Source organism: Bradyrhizobium sp. SZCCHNPS1003 (assembly GCF_032381555.1).
In the GTDB taxonomy this organism is placed as follows: Bacteria; Pseudomonadota; Alphaproteobacteria; order Rhizobiales; family Xanthobacteraceae; genus Bradyrhizobium.
In genome coordinates, this window is sequence record NZ_JAUHIU010000021.1 from 16,335 (window position 1) to 35,635 (window position 19,301).

Below are 19,301 nucleotides of genomic sequence, written 5' to 3' on the forward strand. Positions count from 1 at the left end.
ACGCAGGTTCGGGACGCGGGCAGGGGAAGGACGGATCAGGTGATGAACTACGACAGCTATTTCGAGCGTGCCCTCGACCAGTTGCACCAGGAACGGCGCTATCGCGTCTTCGCCGATCTGGAGCGCCTCGCCGGCCGTTTCCCCCGCGCAATCTGGCATTCGCCGGAGGGGCCGAAGGACGTCGTGATCTGGTGCTCCAATGACTATCTCGGCATGGGCCAGCATCCGAAGGTGATCGGCGCCATGGTCGATGTCGCCGCGCGCATGGGCACCGGCGCCGGCGGCACCCGCAACATCGCCGGCACCAACCATCCGCTGATCGAGCTCGAGCGCGAGCTTGCCGATCTCCACGGCAAGGAAGCGGCGCTGGTGTTCACCTCGGGCTACGTCTCCAACGAGACCGGCATCTCGACCATCGCAAAACTGCTGCCGAACTGTCTGCTGCTGTCGGACGCGCTCAACCACAATTCGATGATCGAGGGCGTCCGCAAGGCCGGGAGCGAGAAGCAGGTCTGGCGGCATAACGACCTCGCCCATCTCGAGGAGCTGCTGCGGGCGGCCGATCCCGACCGGCCCAAGCTGATCGTCTGCGAGAGCCTGTATTCGATGGATGGGGATGTTGCGCCCTTGCACCGGATCTGCGATCTCGCCGAGCGTTATGGCGCGCTCACTTACGTCGACGAGGTCCATGCGGTCGGCATGTACGGCCCGCGCGGCGGCGGCATCGCCGAGCGCGACGGCGCGATGGCCCGCATCGACATCCTCGAAGGCACGCTCGCCAAGGCCTATGGCTGCCTCGGCGGCTACATCGCCGCCAATGCCAATCTGATCGACGCCGTCCGCTCCTATGCGCCGGGCTTCATCTTCACCACCGCCTTGCCGCCGCCGGTCTGCGCCGCCGCGACCGCCGCGATTCGCCACCTCAAGACCTCGCAGTGGGAGCGTGACCGGCACCAGGATCGGGCGGCCCGACTCAAGGCCGTGCTGAACGCCGCCGGGCTGCCGGTCATGCCGTCCGACACGCACATCGTGCCGGTGCATGTCGGCGATCCCGAGAAGTGCAAGACGGCGTCCGACCTGCTCTTGTCCGAGCACGGCATCTACATCCAGCCGATCAACTATCCGACCGTGCCGCGCGGCCTGGAGCGGCTGCGGATCACGCCATCGCCCTACCATGATGACGGCCTGATCGACGCCCTGGCCGAGGCGCTGGTCGACGTTTGGGACCGGCTCGGCCTTGCGCGGGCGCCGCAGGCGCTGGCCGCGGAGTGAGCCCGTCCCGCTGACCTGTCACATCGGCCAGTCAGTTTGATCTGCCGCAATGCCGCCCGCGCTCGCGCGGGCGTAGTCTTTTGTGTTCAGGGAAAATGCCGGTTCGGCAGGGCCCGGCCGGCGCACAGGCGAGGGCGGCCATGGCTAGGATCATCGAAGCGCTGCTGCAGGAGCACGAGAATCTCGAGAAGCTTCTGTCGGTGCTCGAGCACGAATTGGAGCTGTTCGATCACAATCGGCGGCCGGACTACGACATCCTGCAAAGCATCATCGCCTATTTCGAGGACTATCCGCAGCGCTGTCATCATCCCAAGGAGGAGATGATCTTCGACAAGCTGCGCGAGCGCGACCCTGCCGCGGCCGCAGCCTATGGCGACGTCGACGACGAGCACGAGACCGAGGCGCGGCGGCTGCGCGGCTTTGCCGACGCCGTGAACGCGGTGCTGTCGGACCAGGAGATCCTGCGCGAAAGCTTTCATGCCGCCGTGCACCAGTTCATCGACAGCCAGCGCGAGCATCTGCGCAAGGAGGAGACCCTGCTGTTTCCCGCGGCGCTGCGCACCCTGAGCGCGGAGGACTGGGCCGATATCGATGCCCGCATGTCCGACCGCAAGGACCCGCTGTTCGACGGCGACGTCGTCGAGAAATTCCACAATCTCGAGCGGACCATCCTGCGCTGGGAACAGGAGGCGGAGCAGGCGCGCGCCACCGCCGGCTGATGGCGTTTTGCCCAATTGCGCCCCGTGGCTGGTGGACTATAGTTCCAGCCGGGGCAGGCACTCTTTCGCGGAGCTGGCTATGGCCGCTTTGAACACTGGGCTCGATCCGGTCCGAGGTTCGTCGAATGCAGGGGGAGGGGCAGACGCGGCCCGGACGCCTGCGCAGGTCCCGATGGCGCAGCAGAGTGCCTTTGGCAGCCACGGCTACGACATGTATCCCCAGGAGCTCGTCCGGCTGTCGGGCTGCCAGGAGCAGGCGCTGCGCCGTGAGACGAAGCGCACCTTGCAACTGAGCTGACGGACTTGTCCGATCTCGCCGCTCGATGGTCCTCGCGCTGCTTCATGGCCGGAACGCAAACCCGGGATCATGGTTGTAGAGCTCAGGATCGTGGTTATTCCGGTATACGTGCGTTAACCTGTCATTAACCAGATCGCGCGACCCTGTTCGCATATTCCCCAGGAATGCGACGGAACCGGACGGCCGGAGCCGGCAGTCGCGACAAGAGGCCGGCGGCGTAACGCCCGCCGGCCTTTTTGCGTGGGCGGGTCAGCTGGAATTGACACCGCACCCTTGCGTCAGTTGCGCCGCGCCAGCGAGCGCAGGAACCCCTGATATTCCTCATTCAATTCCATATCGACCGCGGGCGCGAGCCTCAGCAGGACATTGGCGATGAACGCCTGGTCGTTTCGCGGCTCCTCCAGCACCTCGCGCAGCACCGGGACGTTGTCCTCGATGTGATGCAGAAAGGCGACGCCTTTCTCCGCCGTCTCGGTCCAGCGCGCCCGCGTCCATTTCGCCAGAGGATACATGATCTCGTGGACGAAGTTCGACTTGCGCGCCTTCTCGAAGAAGCGCAGTCCGGCGCTCCAATATTCCTTGGCGCGCAGTGGCGGTGGCGGCAGATCGCCCGTCAGCATCTTCTTGCCGGCCTGGCCGACGAAATCGTCGAGCGTGGTCGGTGCATCGATCGTGGCGCGAAAGTGCCACAGCGCGAACGAGCCGGGAAAATCCTTGCCCATGCCATCGAGCAAGGCGGTCTCGACCTTGTCGACCGCGGCCTTGTCGCCCTTCAGCGACGCCGTCATCGCGAAGGCGAACAGCGCGTCGTTGCCGACCTCGTGGACGCCGCCGTTCTGCAATTGCGCCGCCGACAATGCGGGTGTCTTGCCGTCTGCAGGCACCGTGGCCTCGCCGGCGCGCTGCGCCTTGATGAAGGCGGTGATCTCGAGCCAGCCCATGAGGTTGGCGATGAAGGCGTCGGGATCGACATGCACGATGGCGAGATTGAGCGGCTCCTTGCGTGTTCTCAGCTCGGTCATGTCGGTCATGTCGCACTCCGCCGCAACTCGCCGCCGAGCGGTCTGTCGCCTTTGCGACACGTCGGCTCGTTCGACCAGATCTGCAGGGCAGGCAGCAAGAAGGGTGCCACGGTCTTGTCGGGCTCGCGGGTACAGTGCGGTCCGCGGAACGAGTTTTGCTCGTGGTCCTTCGATTGCGATGGTCGCAATGGAGCACGAGGCCAGCGAATGTTCACCCGCGTCTGCAAGGCCGACACCATCGACGAAGGCGGCATGCGCCTCGTCATCGCCGACGCCCAGCTCATCATCCTTGCCTGGCCCGACGATGGCGAGCTCAAGGCGTTCCAGGGCGTCTGTCCGCACACGGCGGCGCCGATGGAGGAGGCCGGCTTCGACGGCCGCGTCCTCAGTTGCCCCGTGCACAATTGGACGTGGGATGCTTTCACCGGTACGCCGCTCCACCCGCCGGAGAGCGCGCTGGCGCAATATCCGGTCAAGGTCGAGGAGGGCGTGGTCTACATCGACACGGACGGCATCTCCCCGCTGTTTGCGGCGCGTTGAGCATGGCCGGAGGAGGCGCGGAAAGACCGCCGAGGGGTGGCTTGCCCGGCCGGCGAAACGCCTCTATACGTTCGGCGCGCGGCACGGAATCACCGTCGGTGGTTCAGCCGACCTCGCAGGTCACCGCCTCAAGCGACTGATTTGCTGAAGGTTTTACCGAAACGTGCAAGCGGCGATGGCACCGGGGCCTCGTGCCCTCTGGCATCGTGCGTATTGCTCCCTTCGTCTATCGGTTAGGACGCCACCCTTTCACGGTGGAGAGAGCGGTTCGATTCCGCTAGGGAGCGCCACTCCGCGCCGGCTTTCCTTACCCATCCCCCGATCTTGAAATCCACGGTCCGCGTCGAGATGCGGTCGGCGCGAGGTCTGCGCTCATGCACCGCAGGCGAGTACGTGGTCCGGTCAACCGTCCATTAGGGTCCTTGCCGTACTGCAGCGGGCGAAGCAGGAGCAGGATGATGGCCGCGCCCAAGAAGCGGGAAGCCCGCAAATCCATGAAGCAGCCGGCGTGGATCACGCTGGATGGCGGGTTCGCCGTGCGCCATTGCCTGGTTCAGGACATTTCCAGCGCCGGCGCCAAGCTGACCCTGCAGGACGCGGCGGCGCTGCCGGCGACCATCCGGCTCGCCTTCGCGCGCGACGCAAGAACGGGCCGCCAGTGCCAGGTGGTGTGGCGCCGCGGCGCCTCGGTCGGCGTCAAGTTCATCGGCAAGTAGACGTCGCTGTCGCATCCCTGCGGCAGACGCGCTAACAAGCGGCATGTGTCGATCTCTCATCCTGGGCGCCATCGCGGCGCTGGCCGCCGTGACCGTGGCAACCGCCGGCTCGCCGGGATCATCGCTTCTTGCGCCATCGCTTCCCGCGCCGAAGGCGGCTGGACCCAACAAGGCTGCACCCCGTTCAGGCGCCGCCAGCAACAATCCCTGCGCGTCTTACGGTGCCAACTTCGTACGCGTCGAGGGAACCGATACCTGCGTGAAGGTTGGCGGGGCCTTGCGCGTCGAGATGGGCACCTCGGCCAGCCGCTGAGGTGCTCACGACAGCGGCGGCGCGATGTGGCGGATGAAGGCCGGGCGTCGCGCGATCTCCCCGTACCAGCGCGCGAGACTCGGCAGCTCCGGCTTGACGACACCTTCAACTCCGAACCAGCGCCGGGCATAGGCGCCGAGCGCGATGTCGGCGAGCGTGAAGCGCTCGGCCTCGACATGGCTGCGCGTGGCCAGATGCGTGTCGAGGATGCGCCACATCGCCGCGGCGTCGTCGGCCGCCTTCTGCAAGGCGGCCATGTCGCGCTGCTCCGCCGGCGTTCGCACCAATCCCCAGAACAGCGGACGCTCGATCGGCTGCACCGTCGACAGCGTCCAGTCCAGCCAGCGCTCCACCGCGGCGCGGTGCCGCGGCGTCGTTGGATAAAGCGGCGTGCCATCGCCATAAGCGAGGCAGAGATAGCGCATGATCGCGTTGCTCTCCCACAGCACGAAATCGCCCTCGACCAGCGTCGGGATGCGGCCGTTCGGATTCATCGCGAGATAGTCCGCTTCGTTGTTGCGGCCAAACTGCATGCCCGCGTCGATACGGTCATAAGCGACATCGAGCTCGGCGAGACACCACAGCACCTTCTGCACGTTCACCGAATTGGGGCGGCCCCAGATCGTCAGTCTGTTGTCGGCGGACACGTCCGGCTCCTGTCTGGGCGAGCGGCATTGCTAGCGCATGTTACGCAAAAAGCCCCGCTCGAAGCGGGGCTTTTCCGTCGAACGCGTCGTTCGCGGCGATCAGTGGCCGAAGAACAGCCACAGCAGAATGATCACCGGAATCGGCACGCCCAACAACCACAGTAGAATTCCTCGACCCATCTCGGCCTCCTCGAATCCTCTCCATCAATCGGAGCGACAACGCGAGGATGGCCTCGATGTTCCGGCAGGTGGACGAGTGCGAACGGCTCACCAATGTCCGGTGTTCGGCATCGACAGCCAGGGCTCGGCCGGCGCCTTCGGCTCGCCCTTCTGCAACAGCTCGATCGAGTGCAGATCGGGCGAGCGGATGAAGGCCATGTTGCCGTCGCGCGGCGGCCGGTTGATGGTAATGCCGAGCTTCATCAGCCGGTCGCAGGTGGCGTAGATGTCGTCGACCTCATAGGCGAGATGGCCGAAGAAGCGGTCCTCGCCATAGCTCTCCTCGTCCCAATTGTAGGTGAGCTCGACCAGCGGGGCGCCGCGCGTCGGCGGCAGGCTCTTCAGCAGGTGTTCATCTTCGGGTGCGCAGAGAAACACCAGTGTGAAGCGACCCTTGTCGTTGTCGATCCGGCGCACCTCCTTGAGGCCGAGCGCATCGGAATAGAATTTGAGCGCGGCGTCGAGATTGCGCACGCGCAGCATGGTGTGGAGATAACGCATCGTTTCTTCTCTCCCTGAACTCGAAGCGGATGCTCAACGGCCGCCTGCGGACGCCGATCCATAGCAGCAATTCGTTCGCCCGTGTATCGAGCCTGATGCTGCGGCGATGCCGGCTCGCGCGGATGTGCAGTGCGCGTGGCGACGCATTCGACGGGGCCGCGCGGTGTTGCGAGAGCCTCTCCGTATGCCAGCGAATCGCTGTTTTGGCAGTGATTCGGGGCAGGGATGAACGGGCGCGATGCGACCGCATGCAGGGATTTCAGCGTGTTTCGCCTGCAATGTGAGGCCAAAATCACGCAGGACCATCGAAAATGCCTGGAAATATAGGGGAAAATGAATCGCATGCTCCGTTCGATCGCCATCGCTGCTTGACTTCTGCGCGCTCCGTTGGAATTTTGGCGCCGCTGTGGGTGCTTCGGGGCCCCTTGAAATGCAGGAGAATCCCGAAAAATCGCGGGGTGATACGCCACCAGACGACTGAAGTCCCGGCTGTGCAATGCAGCCAGAAAGCCCCGACCAGTCTGCGCAGCAATGCGCTGATAGCCGCGCAGTCGTCACGTCATTCACCGGTACCAATCACAAGGAGATACGATGGCTACCCAACTTTCCAAGTCGCAGCTGATCGAGAAGATTGCGACCTCGACCGAGCTGTCCAAGCGCGACGTCAAGAACGTCATGGAGACGCTCACCGACGTCGGCCACAAGGAGCTGAAGAAGAACGGCGTGTTCCTGGTGCCGGGCTTCGCCAAGTTCGTCGTCGTCAAGAAACCCGCCGTGAAGGCGCGCAAGGGCACCAACCCCTTCACCGGCGAAGAGATGATGTTCAAGGCCAAGCCGGCCCGCAAGATCGTGCGCGCGCGCCCGGTCAAGGCCGCCAAGGACGCGGTTGCCTGATCTGACCGTCAGTCACGGTCGTGATCACGTCAGAGGCCCCCTGAGAAGGGGGCCTCTTTCGTTGCGGAATGTGTAGGCTGCAGCGGGCCTGAGTGTCGCGTTCGCGGATCGCGAAGTCTCGCGCGGGGAGAGCGGAAAACGACAGCAGCGCCAGCGCGACGGAATATCTTCGTCGCGTGGCGCCACCCTCGAGCACTGGGCCCTGAAATCCCCAGTACTGATCTGTCTCGGCGTGCCGCAGGAAGGTTCAAGGGTTTTTCCGGGAAGATTGACCGGCCCGTGCGGCCTCCGCCCAAGCGGGCAGCGTCGTCGCGCGCGCCGGGGACAAGCTGGTGGATATTGCGCAGCAAGCCGTTGATCCGGGAGCCAAAAGACACAGGCTGGGAGCTGTGGACAGGCGTTGGATCGATTGTGGATGAGCCTCCGGCGTGATCGCCACGCGGCTCGGCGTCAGTCGCGGTCCAGATCCGCTCCGTCTTCCGTACCGGCCGCCTCGGTCCCGGGATGAAGGAACGCAAGCACGACGAAGCCGCCATAGCCGATGATGTTGAATAGAAGTTCCAGCCAGGATGCCATCGCGGGCTCCCCCTAGAGGGTTGAACGCATGACTAGCGTTACCGTTCCCGCCGCGCGCGGGGGCGACCAGCCTGCAACCAATTCCCCCGCATCTGCGTTGTTTGGACGCATCGGAATTGGAGGACAACGATCATGAGAAAGGCATTGGCAGTTCTGGCAACCGCAGGTGCCGTCGCCGTCACCGCATTGGCGGCACCCGCGCCGGCACAGGCGCGCGGTCTTGGTCCGGGTCTCGCATTCGGCCTCGCGGCGGGCGCGCTGACCGCCGGCGCGATCGCGGCGTCGCATCCCTATTATTATGGTCCGGGCTACGACTACTATGACTACGGCCCGCGTTACGTCTACGCGCCCGGCCCGTATGCCTATTACGGCGGACCGTACTATCATCGCTACCACCACTGGCGTCATCACTGGTAGACGTCAGTCGTGAGAAGGAGAGCCCGGATGGCGAAAGCCTCCGGGCTCTCGTTTCATCCCTGCTATTCCGCGGCCTCGCCGCGCTGCGCCTTCTTCCACGCCGAGCGGGCATATTCCTCGCGTTCGCGCGCGAACTTCTCCTGGGTCGACTTGAACCGTGCAATCCTTGCGGTGATGTCGGCGCGCTCCTTCGCGCGGCGGTCGTCCTGCGTCTCGTTCTGCCTCACGGATCCTCTCTGCTCCGGTTGCTATCCGGCGAGCCTCGCCGTGAGACGCGTGACAAACTTCCTGGCGAATCGCTGGCGCGATGTGGATGTCCGATTGAGGCGTGATTGCGGACGCACGGCCCGGCTGCAGGCGGGCCGCGCGTTTTGCCGGGGACAGACCGCGGGAGGCGAGCAGCGCCAACGTCTTCAGGTAGACACGGAACAATCCGACTCGTTTTGCTTGTAGCCGCGTCGTTCACGGCCGGTTCCGGTGGAGACGGAGTGGCACGACGACGCAGCCGGGCCGGACACGCTTGGAGGCGGGAGCCAGTTTGTCGTGCTATGAAGGGAGGACAATGATGATGCGAGGTCTCATGGTTCGGGGCAGCCGCTGATGATTGCATCCGATCTGCACGACGGGGTGAATCGCCTGGGAGACATGATCGCTGCGGCGCGTGCGATCGTGCCCTTCACCGGCGCTGGACTATCGACCGAGACGGGCATTCCGGATTTCCGTTCTCCCGGCGGTCTATGGACGCGCAACCGGCCGATCCATTTCGACGAATTCGTCGCTAGCCAGGAGGCGCGGGACGAGGCTTGGCGGCGGCGCTTCGCGATGCAGGAGACGTTTGCCGCGGCGCGGCCCGGCCGCGGCCACCTGGCGCTTTCGTCGCTCTACCGTGCGGGGAAAATTCCGGCCGTCATCACTCAGAACATCGACAACCTGCACCAGGACTCCGGTTTCGCCCCGGATCACGTCATCGAACTGCACGGCAACACCACCTACGCGCGATGCATCGGATGCGGGCAGCGCTATGAGCTCAACTGGGTGCGCGAGCGCTTCGAGGCCGACGGTGCCGCGCCGGATTGTCCCGAATGCGCGGAGCCGGTGAAGACGGCGACGGTATCCTTTGGTCAGTCGATGCCCGAGCATGAAATGCAGCGTGCCACCGAACTCGCGCAGCACTGCGATCTGTTCGTCGCGATCGGCTCATCGCTGGTTGTGTGGCCGGCCGCGGGCTTTCCATTGATGGCAAAGCGGGCTGGCGCGCAACTCGTGATCATCAACCGGGAACCGACCGATCAGGACGACGTTGCAGACCTTGTTATCCACCACGACATCGGCGAAGTACTCGGATCGTTCGTCCGTAATTGAACGGAAATTGATGCATTTTTGTCGGCATCTCTGTTCATATGCCTCACTGAAACCGATTTTTATCTATGCGCGGCACGAGGGAATGTTATCTTTGATTCGAGAGATTCGCGTGACTCATCGTGGGTATAGGTGGTGAGCACGTGTATGAGGGCGCCGTTGCAGGGGTGGCGGCTCACAATTCATATGTGAGGTCCGGGGTTATGGGGTCGGACGGATTTGAGTCCAAGAAGCTTGGGATGCCGGTCGTTGGTGTATCGACACCAACCCGGCTCGGGGCGGAATATCAAACCGGCGTCGCGCGCGACTCGGCAATCGATGCGATGACCGGTCTTGGCGAGAACCTCGTCGAAATCAGCGGTGTCATCAAATGGTTCGACGCCTCGAAGGGATACGGTTTCATCGTTCCCGACAATGGCTGGCCGGACGTGCTGCTGCACGTCACGGTGCTCAGGCGCGACGGCTACCAGACCGCCTATGAAGGTGCTCGCCTGGTGGTGGAGTGCGTGCAGCGCTCCAAGGGCTACCAGGCGTTCCGCATCGTCTCGATGGACGAGTCGACGGCGATCCATCCGGCGCAGATGCTGCCGCCGCGGACCCATGTGACGGTGACGCCGACCAGCGGGCTGGAGCGAGCCCAGGTCAAGTGGTTCAACCGGCTGCGCGGCTTTGGCTTCGTGACCTGCGGGGAAGGGAGCCCGGACATTTTCGTCCACATGGAGACCCTGCGCCGCTATGGCATGACCGAGCTGCGCCCCGGCCAATGGGTGCTGGTCCGCTACGGGCCCGGCTCCAAGGGCATGATGGCGGCCGAGATCCACCCCGAGACGGGCTCGCCGGCATTGTCCTCGCACTGAGCGGATGCTTCCTGCGACCACGGTATTTGACGGCCCCCGGAACGGCGCTTCCTGGGGCCGTTTTCATGTCGGCTCCGCTTCACGGACCGGGCCGCGGTCTTGCTGCGGAGGCCGCGACCGTGTAGTGACGGGTCCTCCAGGACAATGGTCCTTGAGAACATCGGGGTATAGCGCAGCCTGGTAGCGCGGCAGTTTTGGGTACTGCAGGTCGTTGGTTCGAATCCAGCTGCCCCGACCATCTCCGCAGCGGCGCGGCTTTCTCAGGCGGGGCCTGATAGCTGGCGCGATACTCACGATAGCGAGAAAGATTTCGGCTAGGCCGAGAAAGATTTCGGCCAGGCCGCCAGCGGTCAATCGGCCGAGCGAGCGCGGCTGGGCCGATAAAAAAATTCGGATGCTCCCGCAGCGGCAAAACCCGGGAGCATCCGAAGTGTGCGGGTGAATCCGGGGAAGGAACATCCGCTGGTCGTCAGCATCCTCTGAATCGAAATCTCGCGTCTTTGCGCTAAATCAAATCAGGCGCAGGAGGCCCTCGGCCGTGCCCGAGGTCGCGGCGGGCGGATCAGCGCGCCAGCTCGTCCTGCGCCAGGCGGCCGTCGATGATGTGCACGCGCCGGTGCATCTGAGCGGCGAGGTTGAGATCGTGCGTGACCGCGACGACGGTCTTGCCGCGCAGCGTGACGAGATCGCGCAGGATGCCGAACACCTGCGCGGTCGCGGCGGTGTCAAGGCTGCCGGTCGGCTCATCGGCGAGGATCACCGGCGGATCGTTGGCGAGCGCGCGCGCCACCGCAACGCGCTGACGCTGGCCGCCGGACAATTTGTCCGGCGTCTTGCGCAGATGATCGGCGAGGCCGAGCGACGCCAGCAGCTCCTCGGCGCGCTGGGTGACGGCGCGCGGCGACAGCCGGGCCAGCGCGCGCATCGGCAGCGCGACGTTCTCGGTGATCGAGAATTCCGGCAGCAGGAAATGAAACTGGAAGACGAAGCCGAGCCGCGACAGTCGCACCTCGGCGCGCTCATCCTCGTTCATGCCCGTCGTCGAGCGGCCGTCGATCAGCACGTCCCCCTGGCTCGGCAGGTCGAGCAGGCCAAGCAGATAGAGCAGGGAGGATTTTCCCGAGCCCGACGGTCCGGTGATGGCGATGAGCTCGCGCGGATGGATCACGAGATCGATGTCGGCCACCAGCGTCACCGGCACCTCGCCGGGCAGCACCTTGGTCACTTGCCGCGCCTCGATCAGGGGCGGGCTCACGTCGCGCCCCGGATGATGTCGACCGGATGCAACCGCGCCGCGGCCCGGGCCGGAAAGTAGCCGGCGACGGCGCTGGAGACCAGCGCGACCGCGCCCGCCAGCAGATAGTGCTTCAGCGAATACAGCACGGGCAGATGATTGTAGTCGGAAAACGGCGTCTTGAACTCGAGCGAGGCGAGCCCGCGGGTAAGCAGGTAGCCGAGCGCCCAGCCGAGGGCGGCACCGGTGAGGCCGATGAACAGCGCCTCGACGATGAAGATGGCGCGGACCGTGCGGTCGCGGAAGCCGAGCGACTTGAGGATGGCGATGTCGCGGGTCTTCTCGTGGGTGATGGTCGAGATGATGTTGTAGGTGCCGAAGCTCGCGACCAGCAGGATGGCGCCGACGATGGTGTACATCAGCACGTTGCGCAGCGTGATCGCCGCCAGCAGATCCTCCTGCGCCTCCTGCCAGGAGACCGCCTTGTAGCCGGTCTGCTCGCCGATGCGCTCGCTGATCAGGCGCGCCTGCATCGGATCGTTGGTGCGGACGCGGATCTCGTTGATGATCCCGGTCTGGCGCTCCAGGATCTGCGCGGTGCGCAGCAGCACGTAGCCGGTGGTCTCGTCGGTGCCGCGGAAGCCGGAATGGAAGGTGCCGACGACGGTCGCGTTCATGCTGATGCCCTGGGCCGAGGCGAGCGTGATGTTGGAGTTCACCCGCGCGCCGATCTTGGCCGCGAGCCGGTCGCCGAGCAGGATCGCGTGCGAGGACCGGTACAGCGAATTGAGATTGCCCTGCCGCATGTGGCTCGGCAGCGTCGAGACTTGGCCCTCCGTGCGCGGATCGATGCCGATGATCGCGACCGTCAGGTTGCGGCCGGCGAAGCGCAGCACGGCCTTTGACTGCACCGACGCCGTCAGCGCGCCCGGCACCCAGCCCTGCAGCGAGGCAATGGTGGCCATCGGGTTCTTGATGCCGGGGCGGCGGACGTTCGGGGTCAACCGGTGGAATTCGGCCGCCGCATAGACCAGGTCGGCCGGCTGGCGGGTCGGCTGGCGCAGCTCGTCGGTGATCGAAATGTGCGGCAGCGCGTCGACTAGCGTGCGGATGAAGTCGTCCTGGGAGCCCTCCATCATCGCCGCCATCATCACCGAAAACGCCACGCCAGTCATCACGCCGGCGATTGCGACCAGCGTCTGGCGGGCGCGATGGCGCACATGGGTCCAGGCGATGGTTAGGACGAGGCTCATGGCGCGGACGTCTCGGGCTCGATCACGCGGATCCGCTCGCCGTCCGTGATGTCGGCGGTCGCGGGCGCCGCGACCAGCTCGCCTTCGCGGGCGCCGTCGAGGATCTCGACCGCCGCGGAGCCGCGGATGCCGATCCGCACCGCGCGCCGGTGCACACGGCCGCCTTCGATCACCATGAGGCTGTTGTTGACGACGGCATTGGCCGGCGCGAGCAGCGTGTCTGCCGTCTCGCGGCTGACGATGTTGGCCTCGACGCTCATGCCGACGCGCAGCGGCGTGTTGTCGGGCAAGCCGATCCGCACGCGGAACGTCTTCGCCACGGGATCGCCCGCCGGCGTGATCTGCTTCACCGTCCCGGGCAGCGCCTGGTTGCCGAACGCATCGGCGCGCAGCAGCGCCTTCTGGCCGACCTGGACACGGGGGATGTCCTCTTCGTTGACGTCGGCGACGACCCAGAGCGGCTTCTCCAGGCCGACGCGGTAGAGGATGGTGCCGGGATCGACCATGTCGCCGACCTCGCCGTCCTCCTTGAGGACGACGCCGTCCATCGGCGCCACCAGCTTGAAGTAGTCGAGGCGCTGGGTCTGGGCCGCGATCTGGGCGCGGATGCGGGCGAGATCGCTTTCGGAGCGCTGGTACGCTTGCGAGGTGGCCGCGCCGCGCGCCAGTAGCTGCGTCTGCCGCTCGAATTCGAGGCGCTGGAATTCCTCCTGTGCGCGCAGATCGTTCAAGGTGGCCAGCGCCTCCTTGTCGTCGAGCCGCGCCAGCACGTCGCCGGCCTTGACCAGCTTGCCCTCGCAGCGGCAGCGCTCGACGATGCGGCCGCGAACCAGCGGCGTGCTCCGCGACCACGTCTCCGGCTCCACCGCGCCGGTTGCATAGACGATCTCGGCCGCCGTGCCGCGAGTGATGCGGGCGGTCGCGATGAGCGGTCCACGCGTCCACCATACGGCAAACCCAGCCAGTGCGCCGAACAGCAGGATGATCGAGAGCAGGCCGCGCCACGGAAAACGACGCCGGCCGCGATCGATGGCCGGCGTGGCAGCAATGGCATTGGATTGGTCCGGCGTCAGCATGTCCATGATCGAACGGACTCTGCGACGGGAGAAAGGCTATACTTAGCCCGCAGTGCCAGTCGCCACGCGGGGCGGAGCCATCTTGAAGTGCTGTTTGGCATAGGCGACGATCTGGCGATCGGTCGGGTGATCGGCAACCTCGACGCCGACGATGCGCTTTCCGACCGCAGGATGCTTCTCGTGCAGGTACTTGGCAAGCTCGGTCTTGGCGCTGGACGGGCCGATGATCAGGATCTCGCCGGCGTCATCGAGCGCGTGCGCGACCTCCTCTAGGAAATTCTTGTCGGGCGCCGCGTGGCCGCTGCCGATCTCGTTGGCCTTGTGGTGCAGATGCTTGGTCTGCAGGTGTGGATGCAGCGTCAGCTCGTCGGCACCGGTCAGTCCGATATGGAACACCTTGGCCTCGCTGTGATCGAGCCACACGACGGCATGGAAATGAGTCGGCATGTTCTGGTCCTTGTCAGCAAATTGCCGCGTGGCGGCCTTGTGCGTTCGCCAGGGAACGCGCACCGCGGAAGGCGGCACCCCTTGTGATGCAAACCTTAGCGAGCCCGATCGTGGCCGGCTTGATGCAGGTCAACGGACGCGGGAACCACCCCCGCGCCCCTGATGTGCGGGGGTTACTTCGGCGCAGGCGGCTTCGGCAGCGGCTTGTCCTGCCTCTTCGACCAGGAGATGTAGTAGGCCACGGTGGTCATGATCGCGATGCCCGCGGCGCTGACGAGGATCTGCGCCAGCAGCGAACCTGAACTCAGCATCAGGGTGAAGTGGCCGATGAAGGACAGGAACACGCCGACGCAGAACACCGCCAGCGACTGTTGGCCGCAGACGACGAGGGGATCGAGCGCCTTCCACTCCAGGCCCGGCCATTCCTTCGGCACGAAACGGATGACCAAAATGACGATCACCACGAAATGCAGGAAGCGGTACGGCGCGAGATTGGTCTTGTCGTTGGGATTGAAGGCCGAATAGAGCCAGTTCGGAAACATCGATCCGAGCTCAGGGAAGCGGCCGGCCATCGTCATGACCAGTGCGAGCACCATATAGGCGATGCAGAAATAGAGCGTGGCCGGCGCCATGATGATGCCCATCGAGCGGCGGGCGCCGCCGAGCGCGCACCATGAGCCGAACACGAACAGCACCTGCCAGCAATACGGATTGAAGTACCAGGTGCCGGCCGGGTAGGCCGCAAAATTCCAGCCCATCTGCCGCGCCACGAGCCAGAGCACGATCGAGGCGATCATGGTCAGGTCGGGCTGGCGCAGCATCATCCACAGCACCGGCGGGAAGAAGCCCATCAGCACGATGTAGAGCGGCAGCACGTCGAGATTGACCGGCTTGAACTTCAGGATCAGCCCCTGGGCCAGCGTATCGCTGGCGTGGTCGACGAGGCCCGCGACGTTGAACTCGTCGATGATCTCGGAGACGCCGAAGCGCGTCGCCAGATAGCTGATGGCCACAATATAAATCACGAACAGCACGATGTGGGCGACGTAGAGCTGCCACACCCGCTTGAACAGCCGGGTGGCGCCGACGATGAAGCCGCGGTCGATCATCATGCGCGCATAGACGAACGAGGCGGTATAGCCGGAGATGAAGACGAACAGGTCGGCGGCGTCGCTGAAGCCGTAATTCCGCGTGGTGATCCAGTTCACCACATTGTCCGGGATGTGATCGAGAAAGATCGCCCAGTTGGCGATTCCGCGAAACAGGTCGAGCCGAAGGTCGCGCCCTCGCTCGGGCAGCGTGGCATTGATTTTCATGGCCGCTTCAACGCACTGTTTTGAATGGAAAACGTCGGGGGGCAGAGGCGCCGTGGCAGTCGACCGAGATTGTCACGGGACGGCAGAATGACTATACGGAGCACGATAAACGGTCATGTCCAGGATGGGAATCACCGTTCCGTGCTGAAGCTTGCCTGTAACCCATCCCGGCCGTTTCCGCCAAACGCATGACGACCGCAGCTTCCAGGGGCTCTACCAGCCATGACCGCACGCATTTTCAAGCCCGCCAAGAACGCGATGCAATCGGGCAAGGCCAAGACCCGGGACTGGCAGTTGGATTATGAGCCGGAGCAGCCGCGTTCGGTCGAGCCGCTGATGGGCTGGACGTCGTCCTCGGACATGAAGCAGCAGGTCACCTTGCGCTTCGACACCAAGGACGAGGCGATCGCCTATTGCGAACGCAAGGGCATTCCCTATGAGGTGATCGAGCCGAAGGAGCCGGTGAAGCGGCAGATAGCCTATGCCGACAATTTCTCGTTCCGCCGCGGCGAGCCTTGGACGCATTGAGGGGCCGACACGGCCATCATCCGTTCAGCAGCCCGCCGGGGATGGGCAGCGGCGCGTCCTTGGACAGGCCAAGCACCGGGAAGCTCCTGATGGCCCGGACGCCGGGCAGGGCGGCGAACTGGCGGAGTTGGCGGCTCATGCCTTCGACCCCGGTCGACACGCATTTCAGCAGAAAATCCGCATCTCCCGACAGCCGCCAGCATTGCTGGACCCAGGGCAACGGCACGATCGCGGCCTCGAACGCCTCCAGCGCCGTCTGGTGCTGGCTGTCGAGCTGAATCGACACGAACGCTACCACCTCATAGCCCAGCGACCGCTCGTCGATGCTGGCGCGGATGGACTTGATCACGCCGCTATTGCGCAGCGTCCGCACGCGGCGCAGGCAGTTCGGATGCGAGATCCCCACCCGGCCGGCGAGCTCATTGATGCGGATCCGGCCGTCGGCCTGGAGCTCCGCCAGGATCCTGCGATCGATCGCGTCGAGCTCCGGGCTGCCAGCCATCGGCGCGGCCCGTTCAGCCGGTCGGGTGATCAGGCCGGCCGCCGCCGGCCTGCGCAGGCCCGGCGGTGCGCGGCATGACGCCGGAGAGGACGAGCTTCTCATGGGCCGCGATGATCGTCTCCTTGCTGAGCCGGCCGCCCGGACGGTACCAGCTGCACAGCCCGGTCAAGAGCGCGATGATGGCAAAGGTCGCGACCTGGATGTCGTCGACGTCGAACACGCCTTGCGCCACACCCTCGCTGAGGATGTCGGCCAGCCGGCGCTCATAGGCGCCGCGCAGCGCCACCACCGCCTCATAGTTGCGGGAATCGAGACTGCGCAGCTCCGAGTTGGCGATGAAGACTTCGCGCTTTCGGGTCATGTGATAGCCGACGTGGAAGGCGACGAACGCCCTGAGACGTTCGACCGGACCCTGGGTGTCGCGCAGCGCCTGTTCGAGCTCGCGCAGGAGGTTGTTGATGTGGTCCTGGATCAGCTCCGCCAGCAGCTCCTGTTTGGTGCTGATGTGATTGTAGAGCGAGCCTGGCTGGATGCCGACCTCGGCGGCGAGCTGGCGCAGGCTCATGGCCTCATAGCCGTGCTGGAAGATCAGCCGCAGGCCGGCCTTGCGGATCGCCTCCATCGTCGTCGGACCATGTGACCCGATCGTGCGCGCCATCTCGTCCTCGCTGGACCGTCCCGGTGCCGATCGCGGCGGATCTGCCACGGTAGGGGGTCCCGTAGTGAAGTCTGAAAATTCCGTGGTCTCAAGCAAATGCTGCTCGCCCCGGACCCTACAACAATCCGCTTGAGAATAGAATTTAAAAACGTATGATCGTTTAATTCGAGAGGGACGGATGGCCGCAAACCGGGCCGCCGGCGGGCAGGGAGGACAGCATGCGGGCAAAGATGGTACACCCGGGCTCGCAGCGGCCGGGACGGCCGCGACCGCTCTGACGCGTGCTCCCACGGCTTCCCCCTCCAGCCTCGCAACGAAGACGCCGGTCATGACGCTTCATTCCACGATCGATCCATCGTCCTCCGATTTCGCCCGTAATGCCGACGCCATGCGCGCGCTGGTCGCCGACCTCAGAACAAGGCTGGCGCAGGTCGCCGAGGGCGGCGGCGAAGCCTCGCGCAACCGGCACCTGTCGCGCGGCAAGATGCTGGCGCGCCAGCGCGTCGACCTGCTGCTCGATCCCGGAACGGCGTTCCTCGAACTGTCGCCATTGGCCGCACACGGGCTCTATGGCGGCGACGTCCACTCGGCCAGCATCGTCACCGGCATCGGCCGCATTGCCGGCCGCGAATGCGTCGTCGTTGCCAACGACGCCACCATCAAGGGCGGCACCTACTACCCGATGACGGTGAAGAAGCATCTGCGTGCCCAGGACATCGCCCGGCAGAACAATCTGCCCTGCGTCTACATGGTCGACTCGGGTGGCGCGTTCCTGCCGCTGCAGGATGAGATCTTCCCCGACGAGCGGCATTTCGGCCGCATCTTCTACAACCAGGCGCAGATGTCGGCGGCCGGCATTCCGCAGATCGCGATCGTGATGGGCTCGTGCACGGCGGGCGGCGCCTATGTGCCGGCGATGTCGGACGAGAGCATCATCGTGCGCAACCAGGGCACAATTTTTCTGGGCGGCCCGCCGCTGGTGAAGGCGGCAACCGGCGAGGTGGTCAGCGCCGAGGAGCTGGGCGGCGCCGACGTGCATTCGCGGCAGTCGGGCGTCACCGACCACTATGCGCAGAACGACGCGCACGCGATCGGCATCGCGCGGCGCATCGTCGGCACGCTGAAGCCGCCGGGCGCGCGCAGCGCGCTGAACATGCGCGAGGTGCGCGAGCCGCGCTATGCGGCGGAAGAGATCTACGGCGTCGTGCCGGTCGACGGCCGCAAGCCGTTCGACGTGCGCGACATCATCGCGCGGGTGGTCGACGGCTCGGAGTTCGACGAGTTCAAGAAGCTCTACGGCCAGACGCTGGTGTGCGGCTTCGCGCATATCTGGGGCCATCCGGTCGGCATCATCGCCAACAACGGCATCCTGTTCAGCGAGAGCTCGCTGAAGGGGGCGCACTTCATCGAGCTGTGCTGCCAGCGCAACATCCCGCTGGTGTTCCTGCAGAACATCACCGGCTTCATGGTCGGCAAGAAATACGAGGCCGGCGGCATCGCACGCGACGGCGCCAAGCTGGTCACGGCGGTCGCGACCGCCGCGGTGCCGAAGTTTACCGTCGTGATCGGCGGCTCCTATGGCGCCGGAAACTACGGCATGTGCGGCCGCGCCTATGCGCCGCGTTTCCTCTGGATGTGGCCGAACGCGCGCATCTCGGTGATGGGCGGCGAGCAGGCGGCGATGGTGCTGAGCCAGGTCCGCCGCGATGGCATCGAGGCTAAGGGCGAGAGCTGGCCCACGGAGGAGGAAGAGAAATTCCGTAGCCCCATCCGTGCGCAATACGAGGCCCAGGGCAATCCTTACTACGCGACGGCGCGGCTGTGGGACGACGGCGTGATCGATCCCGCCGATACCCGCCTCGTGCTCGGGCTCGGATTGTCTGCCGCCGCCAATGGCCCGGTCGAGCCGACCAGGTTCGGCCTGTTCAGGATGTGAT

At 65.2% G+C, this 19,301-nt stretch carries 24 protein-coding genes and 2 tRNA genes; 14 read left to right on the top strand and 12 right to left on the bottom strand.

Annotated features, from left to right (window positions below):
- Positions 1-42: 42 nt before the first annotated feature.
- The 3 genes from hemA (at position 43) to QX126_RS28255 (ending at position 2,289) form a co-directional block, all read left to right on the top strand.
- Positions 43-1,272 (top strand): 5-aminolevulinate synthase, encoded by a 1,230-nt coding sequence (gene hemA, locus QX126_RS28245; protein WP_315737850.1) that lies wholly within the window; start codon positions 43-45, stop codon positions 1,270-1,272.
- 140 nt (positions 1,273-1,412) lie between these two features.
- Positions 1,413-1,991 (top strand): hemerythrin domain-containing protein, encoded by a 579-nt coding sequence (locus QX126_RS28250; protein WP_315785280.1) that lies wholly within the window; start codon positions 1,413-1,415, stop codon positions 1,989-1,991.
- Between the two features lie 172 nt (positions 1,992-2,163).
- Positions 2,164-2,289, top strand: a complete 126-nt coding sequence (locus QX126_RS28255; protein ID WP_315737852.1) for a hypothetical protein — start codon at positions 2,164-2,166, stop codon at positions 2,287-2,289.
- A 278-nt stretch (positions 2,290-2,567) separates the two neighbouring features.
- Here QX126_RS28255 and QX126_RS28260 read toward each other — a convergent pair whose 3' ends face one another.
- Positions 2,568-3,320 (bottom strand): hypothetical protein, encoded by a 753-nt coding sequence (locus QX126_RS28260; protein ID WP_315737853.1) that lies wholly within the window; start codon positions 3,318-3,320, stop codon positions 2,568-2,570.
- A gap of 198 nt (positions 3,321-3,518) precedes the next feature.
- On the opposite strand from QX126_RS28260, the gene QX126_RS28265 reads away from it, so the two are divergent.
- From QX126_RS28265 to QX126_RS28280, 4 genes are all read left to right on the top strand, one after another.
- Complete coding sequence (locus QX126_RS28265) at positions 3,519-3,851, top strand: Rieske 2Fe-2S domain-containing protein (RefSeq protein ID WP_315772165.1); 333 nt, start codon at positions 3,519-3,521, stop codon at positions 3,849-3,851.
- A 215-nt stretch (positions 3,852-4,066) separates the two neighbouring features.
- Positions 4,067-4,141 (top strand) — tRNA-Glu (locus QX126_RS28270).
- Positions 4,142-4,309: 168 nt separating this feature from the next.
- Complete coding sequence (locus QX126_RS28275) at positions 4,310-4,567, top strand: PilZ domain-containing protein (RefSeq protein WP_315712079.1); 258 nt, start codon at positions 4,310-4,312, stop codon at positions 4,565-4,567.
- A 43-nt stretch (positions 4,568-4,610) separates the two neighbouring features.
- Positions 4,611-4,880, top strand: a complete 270-nt coding sequence (locus tag QX126_RS28280; RefSeq protein WP_315785283.1) for a porin — start codon at positions 4,611-4,613, stop codon at positions 4,878-4,880.
- Positions 4,881-4,885: 5 nt separating this feature from the next.
- On the opposite strand, the gene QX126_RS28285 is transcribed toward QX126_RS28280, so the two are convergent.
- Entirely contained in the window at positions 4,886-5,527 is a 642-nt protein-coding gene (locus tag QX126_RS28285; protein WP_315785286.1) for a glutathione S-transferase family protein, read from the bottom strand.
- A gap of 267 nt (positions 5,528-5,794) precedes the next feature.
- Positions 5,795-6,247, bottom strand: coding sequence for a VOC family protein (locus QX126_RS28290; RefSeq protein ID WP_315737857.1), 453 nt, complete (start codon positions 6,245-6,247; stop codon positions 5,795-5,797).
- 591 nt (positions 6,248-6,838) lie between these two features.
- Here QX126_RS28290 and QX126_RS28295 point away from each other — a divergent pair.
- Positions 6,839-7,141, top strand: a complete 303-nt coding sequence (locus QX126_RS28295) for an HU family DNA-binding protein (protein WP_172109121.1) — start codon at positions 6,839-6,841, stop codon at positions 7,139-7,141.
- A 450-nt stretch (positions 7,142-7,591) separates the two neighbouring features.
- Here QX126_RS28295 and QX126_RS28300 read toward each other — a convergent pair whose 3' ends face one another.
- A complete protein-coding gene (locus QX126_RS28300; protein WP_315737858.1) occupies positions 7,592-7,717 on the bottom strand; it encodes a hypothetical protein in 126 nt (41 codons plus the stop codon).
- A gap of 132 nt (positions 7,718-7,849) precedes the next feature.
- Between QX126_RS28300 and QX126_RS28305 the strand changes: the two genes are divergently transcribed.
- Positions 7,850-8,134 (top strand): hypothetical protein, encoded by a 285-nt coding sequence (locus tag QX126_RS28305; RefSeq protein WP_315737859.1) that lies wholly within the window; start codon positions 7,850-7,852, stop codon positions 8,132-8,134.
- A 62-nt stretch (positions 8,135-8,196) separates the two neighbouring features.
- Here the strand turns inward: QX126_RS28305 and QX126_RS28310 are convergent, their stop codons facing one another.
- Complete coding sequence (locus QX126_RS28310; RefSeq protein WP_315737860.1) at positions 8,197-8,361, bottom strand: hypothetical protein; 165 nt, start codon at positions 8,359-8,361, stop codon at positions 8,197-8,199.
- Positions 8,362-8,734: 373 nt separating this feature from the next.
- On the opposite strand from QX126_RS28310, the gene QX126_RS28315 reads away from it, so the two are divergent.
- The 3 genes from QX126_RS28315 (at position 8,735) to QX126_RS28325 (ending at position 10,588) form a co-directional block, all read left to right on the top strand.
- The gene (locus tag QX126_RS28315; protein WP_315772155.1) at positions 8,735-9,496 is read left to right on the top strand and encodes an SIR2 family NAD-dependent protein deacylase; all 762 of its coding nucleotides are present in this window, start codon (positions 8,735-8,737) and stop codon (positions 9,494-9,496) included.
- A 200-nt stretch (positions 9,497-9,696) separates the two neighbouring features.
- Positions 9,697-10,350 (top strand): cold-shock protein, encoded by a 654-nt coding sequence (locus QX126_RS28320; protein WP_315737862.1) that lies wholly within the window; start codon positions 9,697-9,699, stop codon positions 10,348-10,350.
- A gap of 161 nt (positions 10,351-10,511) precedes the next feature.
- Positions 10,512-10,588 (top strand) — tRNA-Pro (locus tag QX126_RS28325).
- 324 nt (positions 10,589-10,912) lie between these two features.
- Here the strand turns inward: QX126_RS28325 and QX126_RS28330 are convergent.
- From QX126_RS28330 to QX126_RS28350, 5 genes are all read right to left on the bottom strand, one after another.
- On the bottom strand, positions 10,913-11,605 hold the full coding sequence (locus tag QX126_RS28330; protein ID WP_315785289.1) for an ABC transporter ATP-binding protein: 693 nt from the start codon (positions 11,603-11,605) through the stop codon (positions 10,913-10,915).
- A complete protein-coding gene (locus QX126_RS28335) occupies positions 11,602-12,837 on the bottom strand; it encodes an ABC transporter permease (protein ID WP_315785292.1) in 1,236 nt (411 codons plus the stop codon). The genes QX126_RS28330 and QX126_RS28335 overlap by 4 nt, the downstream gene beginning before the upstream one ends.
- Positions 12,834-13,913 carry an efflux RND transporter periplasmic adaptor subunit gene (locus QX126_RS28340; protein WP_315785295.1) on the bottom strand — a complete coding sequence of 360 codons (1,080 nt, stop codon included), beginning with the start codon at positions 13,911-13,913 and terminating at the stop codon, positions 12,834-12,836. The genes QX126_RS28335 and QX126_RS28340 overlap by 4 nt, the downstream gene beginning before the upstream one ends.
- 42 nt (positions 13,914-13,955) lie before the next feature.
- On the bottom strand, positions 13,956-14,360 hold the full coding sequence (locus QX126_RS28345) for a translational machinery protein (protein ID WP_315737866.1): 405 nt from the start codon (positions 14,358-14,360) through the stop codon (positions 13,956-13,958).
- 173 nt (positions 14,361-14,533) lie between these two features.
- On the bottom strand, positions 14,534-15,676 hold the full coding sequence (locus QX126_RS28350; RefSeq protein ID WP_315737867.1) for an OpgC domain-containing protein: 1,143 nt from the start codon (positions 15,674-15,676) through the stop codon (positions 14,534-14,536).
- 222 nt (positions 15,677-15,898) lie between these two features.
- Here QX126_RS28350 and QX126_RS28355 point away from each other — a divergent pair, with 222 nt between their 5' ends.
- Positions 15,899-16,204 carry an ETC complex I subunit gene (locus QX126_RS28355; RefSeq protein WP_315737868.1) on the top strand — a complete coding sequence of 102 codons (306 nt, stop codon included), beginning with the start codon at positions 15,899-15,901 and terminating at the stop codon, positions 16,202-16,204.
- Positions 16,205-16,220: 16 nt separating this feature from the next.
- Here QX126_RS28355 and QX126_RS28360 read toward each other — a convergent pair whose 3' ends face one another.
- Entirely contained in the window at positions 16,221-16,706 is a 486-nt protein-coding gene (locus QX126_RS28360; protein ID WP_315737869.1) for an Lrp/AsnC family transcriptional regulator, read from the bottom strand.
- A 13-nt stretch (positions 16,707-16,719) separates the two neighbouring features.
- Positions 16,720-17,364 (bottom strand): TetR/AcrR family transcriptional regulator, encoded by a 645-nt coding sequence (locus tag QX126_RS28365; RefSeq protein ID WP_315785298.1) that lies wholly within the window; start codon positions 17,362-17,364, stop codon positions 16,720-16,722.
- Positions 17,365-17,692: 328 nt separating this feature from the next.
- On the opposite strand from QX126_RS28365, the gene QX126_RS28370 reads away from it, so the two are divergent.
- Complete coding sequence (locus QX126_RS28370) at positions 17,693-19,300, top strand: carboxyl transferase domain-containing protein (protein WP_315785301.1); 1,608 nt, start codon at positions 17,693-17,695, stop codon at positions 19,298-19,300.
- Position 19,301: the final 1 nt, after the last annotated feature.